Source organism: Arthrobacter sp. B055-34, assembly GCF_059090425.1.
Window position 1 is genome coordinate 72,604 of record NZ_JBNHFQ010000002.1, and the last position, 12,672, is coordinate 85,275.

The 12,672-nt window shown below is 66.9% G+C and carries 11 protein-coding genes; 8 read left to right on the plus strand and 3 right to left on the minus strand.

The window, feature by feature from the left end; all coding sequences use genetic code 11:
• Window positions 1-47: 47 nt before the first annotated feature.
• From AC5RWO_RS03440 to AC5RWO_RS03455, 4 genes are read left to right on the plus strand one after another with little or no spacing between them, the layout of a single operon-like run.
• Complete coding sequence (locus AC5RWO_RS03440) at window positions 48-746, plus strand: FadR/GntR family transcriptional regulator (RefSeq protein ID WP_498729423.1); 699 nt, start codon at window positions 48-50, stop codon at window positions 744-746.
• A gap of 58 nt (window positions 747-804) precedes the next feature.
• Window positions 805-1,815: an asparaginase gene (locus AC5RWO_RS03445; RefSeq protein ID WP_498729424.1), complete on the plus strand. Its 1,011-nt coding sequence runs from the start codon at window positions 805-807 to the stop codon at window positions 1,813-1,815.
• 15 nt (window positions 1,816-1,830) lie between these two features.
• The gene (locus AC5RWO_RS03450; RefSeq protein WP_498729426.1) at window positions 1,831-3,234 is read left to right on the plus strand and encodes an aspartate ammonia-lyase; all 1,404 of its coding nucleotides are present in this window, start codon (window positions 1,831-1,833) and stop codon (window positions 3,232-3,234) included.
• 57 nt (window positions 3,235-3,291) lie between these two features.
• Window positions 3,292-4,806, plus strand: a complete 1,515-nt coding sequence (locus AC5RWO_RS03455) for an amino acid permease (protein ID WP_498729427.1) — start codon at window positions 3,292-3,294, stop codon at window positions 4,804-4,806.
• Window positions 4,807-4,940: 134 nt separating this feature from the next.
• On the opposite strand, the gene AC5RWO_RS03460 is transcribed toward AC5RWO_RS03455, so the two are convergent.
• Entirely contained in the window at window positions 4,941-5,960 is a 1,020-nt protein-coding gene (locus AC5RWO_RS03460) for a cation diffusion facilitator family transporter (protein ID WP_498729429.1), read from the minus strand.
• Entirely contained in the window at window positions 5,957-6,322 is a 366-nt protein-coding gene (locus AC5RWO_RS03465) for an ArsR/SmtB family transcription factor (RefSeq protein ID WP_498729431.1), read from the minus strand. Before AC5RWO_RS03465 ends, AC5RWO_RS03460 begins: the two co-directional genes overlap by 4 nt.
• Window positions 6,323-6,453: 131 nt before the next feature.
• Between AC5RWO_RS03465 and AC5RWO_RS03470 the strand changes: the two genes are divergently transcribed.
• Window positions 6,454-7,650, plus strand: a complete 1,197-nt coding sequence (locus AC5RWO_RS03470; RefSeq protein WP_498729433.1) for an MFS transporter — start codon at window positions 6,454-6,456, stop codon at window positions 7,648-7,650.
• A gap of 69 nt (window positions 7,651-7,719) precedes the next feature.
• Window positions 7,720-8,373 (plus strand): SAM-dependent methyltransferase, encoded by a 654-nt coding sequence (locus AC5RWO_RS03475; RefSeq protein WP_498729434.1) that lies wholly within the window; start codon window positions 7,720-7,722, stop codon window positions 8,371-8,373.
• A 93-nt stretch (window positions 8,374-8,466) separates the two neighbouring features.
• On the opposite strand, the gene AC5RWO_RS03480 is transcribed toward AC5RWO_RS03475, so the two are convergent.
• Entirely contained in the window at window positions 8,467-9,972 is a 1,506-nt protein-coding gene (locus AC5RWO_RS03480; protein ID WP_498729436.1) for a CitMHS family transporter, read from the minus strand.
• A 193-nt stretch (window positions 9,973-10,165) separates the two neighbouring features.
• On the opposite strand from AC5RWO_RS03480, the gene AC5RWO_RS03485 reads away from it, so the two are divergent.
• Together AC5RWO_RS03485 and AC5RWO_RS03490 are read left to right on the plus strand one after the other, a co-directional pair.
• Window positions 10,166-11,998: a sensor histidine kinase gene (locus tag AC5RWO_RS03485; RefSeq protein WP_498729437.1), complete on the plus strand. Its 1,833-nt coding sequence runs from the start codon at window positions 10,166-10,168 to the stop codon at window positions 11,996-11,998.
• Window positions 11,988-12,650, plus strand: coding sequence for a response regulator (locus AC5RWO_RS03490; RefSeq protein WP_498729438.1), 663 nt, complete (start codon window positions 11,988-11,990; stop codon window positions 12,648-12,650). The genes AC5RWO_RS03485 and AC5RWO_RS03490 overlap by 11 nt, the downstream gene beginning before the upstream one ends.
• Window positions 12,651-12,672 lie beyond the last annotated feature (22 nt).

A 12,672-nucleotide genomic window follows, 5' to 3' on the forward strand; every position in this document is an offset into this window, starting at 1 on the left:
GCGGACGAAATTGACACGCGCGTGTGACCCGTGACATATTTCTCTGCGTGAACCTGTCAGACAGCTGGACAGCAGGACAGCCCATTGTCCGAGTCGGTGCCGCCGAGGCCGTACTGCGCTCCCTCCGCGCCGCCATCGAAGAAGGCAAGCTCCCGGTCGGCACCAAGCTCAGCTCCGAGGCCGCGCTGGCCCAGCAGTACGCCGTCAGCCGCTCCGTGATCCGCGAGGCGCTGCGGTCCTGCGCGTCCCTGGGGCTGACGGTGACGCGGACCGGCAAAGGCACCTTCGTGATCTCGGACCGAGTGGCCTCGGACCTTACCCTCGGCCAGTACTCCGCCCGGGAACTGACCGAGGCCCGCCCGCACATCGAAGTTCCGGCCGCCGGGCTGGCTGCCGAGCGCCGGAGCGACGAGGAGCTCGCGTTCCTGCGGGACGTCGTCCAGTCGATGTGCACCGAGGACGATCCGGAGGCCTGGGTCAGCCTCGATGCCAGCTTCCATTCCGCCATCGCCCGCGCCAGCGGCAACCGCGTGTTCGAGTCGGTGGTGGCGGACATCCGCGATGCGCTGGCCCACCAGTCCGAGACGCTGAACATGGTGGCCGGCCGCCAGCAGAAATCCGATGTGGAGCACCGCCGCATCCTCGATGCCATCGAAGCCGGTTCCGCCGACGAAGCCAGCGCCGCCATGCGCGACCATCTGGCCGCGGTGGGCGTGGCGCTGGACCGGCTGCTGAACGCCAGCTGATTTACCCAGGCGGTTTCCGCCTCGCCTATTTTGACCTCATTCCCAACAGAAAGCCGCCATGCCGCCCTTGATGTCCCAGGTTGAACCCGCCCAGCCCTGCTCCGTGCCCCGGCCCAGCCATGTCCCGCTCGCGGAGCAGACCCGCGACGGACTGGTGGAAAGCGTCCACTACGGTTCCGTCATCGCCCTGGATTACGACGGCGGCACCCGGCTTACCGCCGGGGACCCCCTGGCGCTGTTCTACCCGCGCTCCTCGCTCAAGCCGCTGCAGGCCGTGGCCATGGTCCGCGCCGGTCTGGACCTGCCGCCGGACCTGCTGGCCCTGGCCGCGGCGAGCCACTCCGGCTCCCGGGAGCACCAGGACGGGGCAATGCGCATTCTCCAACTGCACGGCCTCACCGAAGCGGCGCTTGAGAATACGGCTGACCTGCCCTACGGGGATGCGGAACGGCAGAGCTGGCTCCGCGCCGGCGGCGAAGCGTCGCAGCTGGCCCAGAACTGCTCGGGCAAGCACGCCGCCATGGCGGCCACGTGCGTGATCAACGGCTGGCCGGTAGCAGGGTATCTCGATCCGGAACATCCGCTGCAGGCGGCGATTGCCGCCGTCGTTCTTGAGCTGACCGGCGAGGAATCCCCGCTGACCAGCACGGACGGTTGCGGCACGCCGCTCTTTGCCCTGAGCCTGCGGGGCATGGCCCGCGCGTATGGCCGGATTGCCTCCGCCGCCCCGGGCACGGCCGAGGCCGCCGTGGCCAACGCGATGATGGCGCACCCGGAACAGGTCGCGGGTGCCGGCAGGGATGTGACCGCGCTGATGCGGCTGGTTCCCGGCTTGCTGGCCAAGGACGGTTTCGAGGGCCTGCAGTTGGTGGGGCTCCGCGATGGCCGCGCCGTCGCCATCAAAATCTCGGATGGCTCCGACCGCGCCCGCATGCCGGTCACGATCCAGGCGCTGGTGGCCCTGGAGCTTGACGCCGGCCTGCTGCAAACTCTTGCCCCCGCGCCCGTCCTGGGCGGCGGGCGTCCGGTGGGAGAGCTCCGCGCCATCGATTTCAGCACCTCGAACTAAGGAAAAAGGAAAACAGTGACAGCTTCGTCATTCCGTACCGACCACGATCTGCTGGGCTACCGGGACATTCCCGCGGACGCCTACTGGGGCGTCCACACCCTGCGGGCGCTGGAGAACTTCCCCATCACAGGCCAGCCGCTCTCCAGCAACGCCCACCTGGTCAAGGGCCTGGCGGCCGTCAAACTCGCGGCAGCTCGCACCAATGAAGAACTGGGACTGCTCGATAGCGTCCGCGCCAACGCCATTGCCCAGGCCTGCCAGGAAATCATCGACGGCAAGCTGCACGAGCAGTTCGTCGTCGACGTGGTGCAGGGCGGTGCCGGCACCTCCTCGAACATGAACGCCAACGAGGTCATCGCCAACCGCGCGCTGGAAATCCTCGGCCAGGCCAAGGGCGACTACTCGCAGCTGCACCCGAACGACCATGTGAACCTGAGCCAGTCCACCAACGACGTGTACCCCACCGCGGTCCGGGTGGCCACCATCAACAGCGTGCGCAGCCTGCTGGACGCCCTGGCCACGATGGAAGAAGCCTTCGCCGACAAGGCCGCGGAGTTCCGCACCGTGGTCAAGATGGGCCGCACCCAGCTGCAGGACGCCGTCCCCATGACCCTGGGCCAGGAATTCGGCACCTACGCGGTCACCATCGGCGAAGACCGGGAACGCCTGGCCGAAGCCACGCTGCTGATCCACGAGATCAACCTTGGTGCTACCGCCATCGGCACCGGGCTGAACGCCCCGGCCGGCTACAGCGAAGCGGCCTGCCGCCACCTGGCGGAAGTGACCGGCCTGCCCCTGGTCACTTCGGTGGACCTGATCGAGGCGACGCAGGACGTGGGCGCCTTCGTCCACCTCTCCGGCGTGCTCAAGCGGGTTGCCGTGAAGCTTTCCAAGATCTGCAACGACCTGCGGCTGCTCTCTTCCGGCCCGCGCGCCGGGTTCGGCGAAATCAACCTGCCGGCGGTGCAGTCCGGCTCCTCCATCATGCCCGGCAAGATCAACCCGGTGATTCCCGAGGTAGTCAGCCAGGTGGCGTACGAGGTGGTCGGCAACGACGTCACCATCACCATGGCCGCCGAATCCGGCCAGCTGCAGCTCAACGCGTTCGAGCCGATCATCGTGCACAGCCTGGACAAGAGCATTTCCCACCTCGAGGCCGCCTGCCGGACCCTGACCGAGCGCTGCATCCGCGGCATCACGGCCAATACCGAACGGCTCCGGCTCACCGTGCAGCAGTCCATCGGCCTGGTCACCGCCCTGAACCCGCGGCTCGGCTATGCCGCCGCAACCGCCATCGCCCAGGAAGCGCAGGCAACCGGCCGCGGCGTGGCCGAACTCGTCCTTGAGCACCAGCTGCTCACCGGCGCCGAACTCGACGAGCTGCTCTCACCCGAGCGGCTCGCCAACCTCAGCAACTAAGTCCCCTCCCCCGCAGTATCCGCAACAGCAACCCGTCCCCCATCCAGAAGGACAACTATGACTCCCCCACCCCAGGGACTCCAGAACGCCAAACCCGTTCAGACCGACCACGCCTCCGACACCGCACTGCATGCCGAGGACCAGGGTTACCACAAGGGCCTCAAACCCCGGCAGATCCAGATGATCGCCATCGGCGGCGCCATCGGCACCGGCCTGTTCATGGGCGCCGGCGGCCGGCTGGCCGACGCCGGCCCCGCCCTGGTACTGATCTACGCCATCTGCGGCTTCTTCGCCTTCCTTATCCTGCGGGCCCTGGGCGAACTAATCATGCACCGGCCGTCGTCGGGCTCCTTTGTCTCCTACGCCCGCGAATTCTTCGGCGAAAAGGCCGCCTTCGCCACCGGCTGGCTGTACTGGCTCAACTGGGTCATGACGGCCATCGTCGACGTCACGGCCGTGGCCCTGTACATGAACTTCTTCGCCAAATATTGGGCACCCATCGGCGACGTGCCGCAGTGGGTCTTCGCGCTCGGCGCCCTGGTGCTGGTGCTGGGCCTGAACCTGGTCTCCGTCAAGGTCTTCGGCGAGCTGGAATTCTGGTTCGCGCTGATCAAGGTCGTCTCCCTGGTCGCCTTCCTGCTGGTGGGCATCTACTTCGTCATCTTCGGCACTCCGCTGGAAGGCCATGAGGTCGGCTTCAGCCTAATCTCCGGCAACGGGGGCATCTTCCCCAACGGCCTGATGCCGGCCATCGTGGTCATCCAGGGCGTGGTTTTCGCCTACGCCTCGATCGAGCTCATCGGCACTGCCGCCGGCGAGACCAAGAACCCCGAAAAGGTCATCCCGCGGGCCATCAACACCGTAATCCTGCGCATCGCGGTGTTCTATGTCGGCTCGCTCGTGCTGCTCTCCCTGCTGCTGCCGTACACCGCCTACAAGGCCGGCGAAAGCCCGTTCGTGACGTTCTTCGGCACCATCGGCGTGGCCGGCGTCGACGCCATCATGAACCTCGTGGTGCTCACCGCCGCGCTCTCCTCGCTGAACGCCGGCCTCTACTCCACCGGCCGCATCATGCGCTCCATGTCCGTCTCCGGCTCGGCTCCCAAGTTCGCCGGCCGGATGAACAAGTCCGGCGTACCGTACGGCGGCATCGCCCTCACCGCCGTGGTCGCGCTGCTGGGTGTCGCGCTCAATGCGATCGTGCCGGCGAAGGCCTTCGAGATCGTCCTCAACGCTGCCGCCATCGGCATCATCAGTGCCTGGGGCATGATCATCCTGTGCCAGCTGAAGCTGGGCCACTGGGCGAAGAAGGGCCTGCTCTCCCGGCCGGCCTTCCGGCTCCCCGGCGCGCCGTTCACCGGCTACCTGACACTGGCGTTCCTCGCCGCCGTGCTGGTGCTGATGGCGTTCGACTCCCCGGTAGGAACCTGGACGGTGGCCTCACTGGTCATCATCATCCCGGCGCTCATCCTGGGCTGGTACCGCTGCCGCGACAACATCTACGCCATTGCCGCACGGCGGGAAGAGGAAGAGGCGCGGTCCCGGGCCGAGTCAGTTCCCGCCGACGTCTGACGTCTGTTCCACGTACAGTCCTGAGGTCCGGTAGCAGTACCCACCAAGGTACGGCTACCGGACCTTTGTCTTACCTTTCCCGATTGGGGGCCCCAACGGACACAGCTGTATTTCCACTGGGAGTTCTCGGCAACTTAGGATCGTTCCGGTCCGGCCGGGACGGGAGTGAGGGAAATGTAATCGACGCCCGGCAGCCCTTGGTGCAGTGCGGCTATCAGCCGGCGCTCAAGCTGGTGGTATCCGTCGATCGTCATCGCTGCGTCCAGTTGGACGGCTGCGCTGACATTCAGCCGGTGCCCGTTCCAGCGCAGGCGCAGGTCGGGCAGTTCCTGCACGGCCTCGTCCGACAGCAGGATCCTTTCGGCGCGGTCCACGAGATCAGGATCTATGCCGTCGAGCAGCCGGCGGCCGATGTCGCGGGCCGTGCCCCAAAGCAGGATGACAATCGCGAGCGTGATGATGAGCCCAACGATCGGATCCGCCAGCGGGAAGCCGAGCCAGACCCCTATCACGCCCAGGACCACAGCCAGCGAGGTGAAGCCGTCCGTTCTGGCGTGGATTCCGTCCGCCACCAGGGCAGCCGACCCAATGCTTCGACCGACTTTGATGCGGTACATCGCAACCAGTTCATTCCCTGCGAAACCGACCAGTCCGGCGGCAAACACCCAACCAAGATTCTGCAGCGGCTGCGGATTCAATAACCGGTCTACGGACTGCCAGCCCGCACCGAGGGCGGACAGTGCAATCATGGCCACGATGAACAGTCCTGCAAGATCCTCGGCCCGGCCGTAGCCGAAGGTATAGCGGCGGGTCGCCTTGCGGCGCCCCAGGATGAACGCGATCCACAACGGGATGGCGGTCAGCGCATCCGAGAAGTTATGGATGGTGTCGGCCAGCAGTGCCACGGAACCGCTGATAACGACGACGGCCAGTTGCAGCAGGGCCGTGATTCCCAGTCCCACCAGACTGATCTTGACCGCCCGGATGCCACGGATGCTGGACTCCAGGGCGTCGTCGATGGAATCGGCGGCGTCATGGCTGTGCGGCACAAAGAGGTCGTGAAAGAAGCCCCGGATACCTGTCGGATGATGATGGCCTTGGTCTTCCTGCCCATGTTGATGGTTGACAACATAGCCCCGGGCGGTGCGAGTCATGACGCCGCCGCCGGCCTGATCCGGTGATGGCGGGGCGCATCGCCCAATGCGTGCTCGGCCTGGAAAATTGCATCCGCGACGAGCTGCCGGGCGTGTTCGTTCGCGAGGCGGTAGAACACTCGGGTCCCGTCCTGGCGGGCGGTCACTATCCGGGCCATCCGAAGTTTTGCCAGGTGCTGGGAAACGGCTGCCGGCGACTTACTGACCGTTTCCGCCAGCTCATTGACGGGCAGTTCCTTGTCGCGGAGGGCAAGGATGATCCGAACCCTCGTAGCATCCGCCAGCATGGAGAACACCTCCACAGCCAGCTCAACATACTGGCTGTCCACACCAAGCTCGCACATCTGCTTATCTTCATTCATACGCAGATAGTTGCACAGGATCGGGGTAACAGCAACGCCCCTTCATGCCAGCAATCGTTCTTCAAGGGGCATAATCGAAAGGTGCGGCCGGAGACCGGTCGGTGAGCCGGCTGGAATCTGCGGGAGGGCCTTTGCGCGAGAAACTGTGGACCAGGAATTTCGTGCTGGCCATCGGTACCAACCTGTTCATCTACATGGTCTTCTACCTGCTGATGACCTCGATGGCGCTGTACGCGCTGGAACGGTTCCAGACGGCGGACAGCGCGGCCGGCTTCGCCTCCAGCGCGTTCATCGTCGGGGCACTGGTGTCGCGGTTTTTCGCCGGCATGCTGCTGGACAGGGTGGGCCGGCGCCGGATCCTGCTGCTGGCCCTGCTGGTGTTCGTTGCGGTGTCAGTACTGTACATCCCCGCAGGATCGCTCCAGCTGCTGCTCGTGCTGCGCCTGGTCCACGGCGCCGCCTTCGGGCTGGCGCACACTGCCGTGACCACCGGAGCGCAGGCGCTGATTCCGCAGGCCCGGCGCAGCGAGGGCACCGGCTACTTCGCTTCCTCGACAACCATCGCTACCGCCCTGGGTCCGTTCTTGGCCGTGCTGCTCGCCGACGGCGCGGACTTCCAGTCCGTGTTCTGGTTCAGCGCCGGCTGCTCGGCGGCCGCCTTCGCCGTCGCCCTGGCCCTGCGTCTGCCCGAGAACGACGACGACGCCATGGATGCAGAACCGGACCCGGAGGGCCGAGCGGCCCGTGTGCTGGCCGCCGTCATCGAACCACGGGCGCTGCCGGTGGCCAGCATCGTGCTGGTGGCGGGGCTGGCCTACTCCGGCGTGCTGTCCTTCCTGACCTCGTATGCCGCATCAAGCGGTGAGCCCTCGTCCGCTGCCCTGTATTTTCTGGTCTTCGCAGCCGCGGTGCTGGTCTCGCGGCTGTCCCTGGGGCGGCTCCATGACCGCAGAGGCGACAACGTTGTCATGTATCCGTCGCTGCTGATCTTCGCGATCGGGCTCGCCGTACTGGCCGCCGGTTCCTCACCTGCGACGGTCACCGCGGCCGGGATCCTGACCGGATTCGGCTTCGGCACCTTGGTCCCGTGCAGCCAGGCGATCGTGGTCAACTCCGTGCCGGCACGGCGGCTGGGCACCGCCATCGCCACCTATTACCTGATGTTCGACGTCGGCACCGGCTTCGGCCCGGTCCTGCTGGGCCTGCTGATTCCTCTCGCCGGATACCAGGGCATGTACGTGGCCACGGGTGTCCTCATGGTCGCCTGCATCGGGCTCTACTTCGCAGTGCACGGCCGCCGGACTCCGAGCGAAGCGACGCGTGTGTAGGCAACGTCTCTGTTCGCTGGTTGCAAGAGGCGTTCTCCCTGACGGTGGCCCGGCGTAAAGTCTGAAGACATGAGCGAACATGTTGGCCATAACCATGGCGAAACGGAAGTACCGGACGATTTTTGGGAATCCTTCTACGCCGAACGGGACCAGATCTGGAGCGGCAACCCGAACGCGATGCTGGTCCGCGAGGCGGCGGACCTGCAGCCGGGCAACGCCTTGGAATTGGGCTGCGGAGAAGGTGCGGATGCTATTTGGCTGGCAGCCCAGGGCTGGCAGGTTACCGGCATCGACGTCTCCGGTCTCGCCCTGGAGCGGGCGGCAAAGCATGCCGAGGACGCCGGCGTGGCGGAGAAGATCCACTGGCTGAAGCGGGATCTGTCCAGTTGGGAGCCGGAGGCCCAGTACGATCTGGTTTCGGCCCAGTTCCTGCACTCACCGGTAGAGCTGCCCCGTAACACCATCCTCGCGGCCGCGGCCCGCGCGGTCGCGCCCGGCGGCGCCTTGCTGGTGGTCGGGCACGAGTCCTTCCCGTCCTGGTCCAAGCATCCCGAACCCCACGAACCGCTGCCCACCGCCGCGGAGCTTGCGATGGAACTCGGGCTCAACGCCCCGGATTGGTCGCTGGAAACGGTCGACTCTGTGGTCCGCGATATCACCGGGCCGGAAGGACAGATCGGCACGCTGACGGACAGCGTGCTGCTGGCTCGCCGCGCTGGATAAACATCTGCCCGCCGGATAGAACACGTGATTAACGACGGCGGCACCCGGCCAGGTTCTACCCTTGGCCGGGTGCCGCTCATTAGGAGCTGAAGCTTAGCCCCAGGGGATGGCGCCGAGCAGGATGCCCACGGCGAGCATCACCAGCGAGACCACTGCGGCACGCCAGAGCACCTTCTTGTGGTGGTCGCCCAGCTCAACGCTGGCCAGCGAAACCAGCAGCAGGATCGCCGGAACCAGCGGGCTCTGCATGTGCACCGGCTGCCCGGTGATGGAAGCGCGGGCCATCTCCGCCGGGGTGATGCCGAAGTGGCTGGCAGTTTCACTCAGCACCGGCAGCACGCCGAAGTAGAACGCGTCATTGCTCATGAAGAAGGTCATCGGGATGCTGAGCAGTCCGGTGATCACGGCCATGAACGGGCCCATCGAGTCGGGGATAATGTCGACCAGCCAGGCAGCCATGGCATCTACCATGCCGGTACCGTTCAGCACGCCGGTCAGCACGCCGGCGGCCATGACCATGGACACCACGGCCAGCACGCTCTGGGCATGGGCCACCAGTTGTGTCGCCTGGTCCTTGACCTTGGGGAAGTTCACCAGCAGGGCGATCGCGGCGCCAACCATGAAGACAAAGGCCAGCGGCACGATGTCCAGCACGAGCACCACCATGACAGCGGTGGTCAGGGCCAGGTTGAACCAGAACAGCTTGGGGCGCAGCGTGGCTCGGTTAGGATCCAGCGCGGAACCAGTCAGCGACGCGTCCGCAGTATCTACCTGTTCCGGCGCGTCCAGCACGGCAACGGAACCGCCGCCACCCTGACCGCTTGAAGAACCAACGACGGCGGTGCCACCGTTGCCGCCGCGCCCGCTGCCGGCACCCGTGCCGGTCAAAGCGGAACCGCCGCCTGCAGAACCGGCCGGAGCGCCGCCGTCGTTCTTTGCACTGCCCTTGGCGTTGCCGCCGGCGTTCCAGAACTCCGGCTTGGCGTTGGCCAGGCGCTTGCGCTCGTGCAGTCCGAGGGTCCAGGCGAAGACCATGACTACCAGGATGCCGGCGATCAGGGACGGGATCATGGGGACAAAAACATCGGTGGGCGAGACGTCCAGGGCGGCGGCGGCGCGTGCCGTCGGGCCGCCCCAGGGGACGATGTTCATGGTGCCGTTGGCCAAGCCGGCCACACAGGTGAGCACTACCGGGCTCAGGCCCAGTCGCAGGTAGATCGGCAGCATCGCCGCGGTGGTGAGGATGAAGGTGGTGGAACCGTCGCCGTCCAGCGACACGACGGCGGCCAGCACGGCCGTGCCCAGGACCACCTTGGCCGGGTCATTGCCCAGCGTGCGCAGGATAAAGCGCACCAGCGGATCGAACAGGCCGACGTCGATCATCAATCCGAAGAAGATAATGGCGAACATCAGCAGGGCGGCCGTGGACGTCAGGGACTTCATCGACTCCAGGACCATCTCGCCGATGCCGAGCCCGGCGCCGGCGAAGAGGCCAAAGATGGTGGGGACCAGGATGAGCGCCAACACCGGTGTCAGCTTCTTGGTCATGATCAGTGCCATAAAGACCGCGATCATCGCGAATCCGAGGAATACCAGCACAACAACTCCTTAAAACAGCAGGCCGGGGTGCGTGTGACCGGCCTTACAAACTGTAGGGTGGGCCGGATCACGGATGGCGGTTTAGCCCACTTGAGGTGCATACTGCTTATTGCGCACGTTTTGCTCATTTAGCTCACAGGCCTGCCGATCTGCCGGATCCGCGGGCGCTACATCCGCCGGATCCACAGGAGGAATGATGGAATCCTCCCCCACACGCACCCTGCGGCCGGGCTTTTCGGCCCGCATGCTGCTGATGCAGCTGGCCGTGGTGGCGCTGGTGGTGCTGCTCTCGGCCGTGGTCTACGGCTGGCTGACATATGAGCGGCTCGGCGACGAAGCCGAAGACCAGGCGCTGGCCGTCGCGCGCACCGTGGCGGCCTCGGGCGATGTGCGCTCGGGCGTCTCCGCCCTGGCCGATGCCGGCCCGGAAGAACTCACCGCCGAGGTGCTGGCCGACGGGGAGCTGCAGCCGCTGGCCGAGGACGTACGGCTGCGCACCGGCGCGCTGTTCGTGGTGATTACCGACGACGCCGGGCTGCGGCTCTCACACCCGGATCCGGATCTGCTGGGACAGCGGGTCAGCACCGATCCGAGCGAAGCGCTGAGCGGGCGCGAAGTCACGGTGCAGGAGCAGGGCACGCTGGGCCATTCCGCCCGGGCCAAGGTGCCGGTCTACGCGCCTGGATCCGACAGGGTGGTCGGGGAGGTCAGCGTGGGCTTCTCCAGCAAGGACATTCTCGAAGGCCTCGGCGGCAGCATCCTGCCCATCGCCCTCACCGCCGCCGGGGCGCTGGGCCTAGGTACGCTGGCTTCGCTGGTCCTGGGGCGGCGGCTGAAGCGGCTGACCCTCGGCCTGGAGCCGGAGGAGATCGCGGCCCTGACCCAGGACCAGGAAGCGGTGCTGCGCGGCGTGGACGAAGGCGTCATCGGCGTCTCCGCGGACCGCCGCATCACGGTTTTCAACCGCGAGGCCAAGCGGCTGCTCGGGATGGATATCGGTACCGAAATCGTCGGCTTGCCGCTGGATGAAGCCAGCCTCCCGCCGTCGTTCTCCGCGCTGTTGGCGGCAGCGGTGCCGCAGTCCCCCACGGTGGACCAGGTGGTCGGGTCCCGGGTGCTGATCCTGACCGCCCGCGCCGTGCAGCCCAGCCGCAAACCGGGCCGCCGCGGCTACCGCCCGTGGGCCGCCGCAGAAGGGGGCGCAGCCCAGGGGTACGCCGCGCCGGAGCTCGGTTGGGTGATCATGCTGCGCGACAGGACCGAGCTGCAGTCCCTCACCCGCCAGCTCGACGCCGTCGGCGCGCTCACCACGGCCCTGCGAGCGCAGCGGCACGAATTCGCCAACCGGCTGCACACGGTCTCGGGCCTGCTGGGCATCGGCGACTATGCCGCGGCGCAGAACTACATGGGCTCGATCATGAAAACCGGTCCGCTGAACTACCCGGCCGAGCAGTCCGAGCTGCTGCGCGACCCGTACCTGCAGGCGTTCATCGGCGCCAAGAGCGTGGAAGCTGCCGAACGCGGCGTCACGCTGCGGATCGGCCCCGAAACCCTGATCCGCGGCCGCATCACCGACCCGCAGGACGTCACCACGGTGATCGGCAACCTGATCGACAACGCGGTGCGGGCGGCGGTGCACGGCAGCAACCCCGAGCGCTGGGCAGAGGTCGAACTGCTGGATGAGCTCACCGAGGACGGCGGGGTGCTGCACCTGGTGGTCGCGGACTCCGGTGACGGCCTGTCGGAGCCGGCGCAGGAAACCTCGTCAAACAACGACGGCGGCGGCGCGCCCTTCGAGCGCATCTTCACCGAGGGATTCTCCACCGCCGAAACCGCCGGAGACAGCCTGCAGGATGTGCACGGCCAGGGCTTCGGCCTGCCGCTGAGCAGGCAGCTGGCCCGCCGCCGCGGCGGCGATGTCTGGGTGGCGGAACCCGGCCAGCCCGGCGGCCCTGGCGCAGTCTTCTGCGCCAGGCTGCCCGGAACAGTTGCCCCGAAGGAACCAGGAGAGATGCATGACGAATGACCTGCAGGTGCTCATTGTCGACGACGACTTCCACGTTGGCCGCCTGCACGCCAGCTACGTCGAGGCAGTCCCCGGCTTCACCGCGCTGCCGCCGGCCGGCACCGCGGAGCAGGCGCTGCGCGCGGTGCACGCCCGGGAGCCGGACCTCATCCTGCTGGATGTGTACCTGCCCGATGCCCTCGGCCTGGACCTGCTGCGGACCCTGGACGTTGACGTCATCATGCTGACGGCCGCTGCCGATGCCGCCTCGGTTCGCAAGGCGCTGCGCCGCGGGGCGCTCGGCTACCTGATCAAGCCCTTTACGGCCGAGCAGCTGACCCGGAAGCTGCGCGCCTATGCCCGCTACCGCCGGCTCCTCGCCAACCAAAGTGCCGTGGACCAGGACACGGTGGAACGCGCCCTGCATGCCCTCCACCCCGGTGAGGCCCCCGGTTCGGGCCGCGCCCGTTCCGCCACGGAGACGTCGGTACTGGAAGCACTGGAGCCCGGAACGCAGAAATCCGCCACGGACGTGGCCCGGCAGGTAGGCATCTCGCGGGCTACCGCCCAACGCTACCTTTCCGCTCTGGCCGACGACGGTGCCGTCGAAATCCATCTTCGCTATGGCAGCACCGGACGCCCCGAGCACCGCTATGGGCCGGTGGGACCATAACCCGAACCGCCGGCCGGTGCTT

Coding starts and splice junctions, on each gene's coding strand:
- AC5RWO_RS03445 (WP_498729424.1), top strand. CDS start 805: ATGCCGCCCTTGATGTCCCAGGTTGAACCCGCCCAGCCCTGCTCCGTG.
- AC5RWO_RS03455 (WP_498729427.1), top strand. CDS start 3,292: ATGACTCCCCCACCCCAGGGACTCCAGAACGCCAAACCCGTTCAGACC.
- AC5RWO_RS03460 (WP_498729429.1), bottom strand. CDS start 5,960: ATGACTCGCACCGCCCGGGGCTATGTTGTCAACCATCAACATGGGCAG.
- AC5RWO_RS03465 (WP_498729431.1), bottom strand. CDS start 6,322: ATGAATGAAGATAAGCAGATGTGCGAGCTTGGTGTGGACAGCCAGTAT.
- AC5RWO_RS03475 (WP_498729434.1), top strand. CDS start 7,720: ATGAGCGAACATGTTGGCCATAACCATGGCGAAACGGAAGTACCGGAC.
- AC5RWO_RS03485 (WP_498729437.1), top strand. CDS start 10,166: ATGATGGAATCCTCCCCCACACGCACCCTGCGGCCGGGCTTTTCGGCC.
- AC5RWO_RS03490 (WP_498729438.1), top strand. CDS start 11,988: ATGACGAATGACCTGCAGGTGCTCATTGTCGACGACGACTTCCACGTT.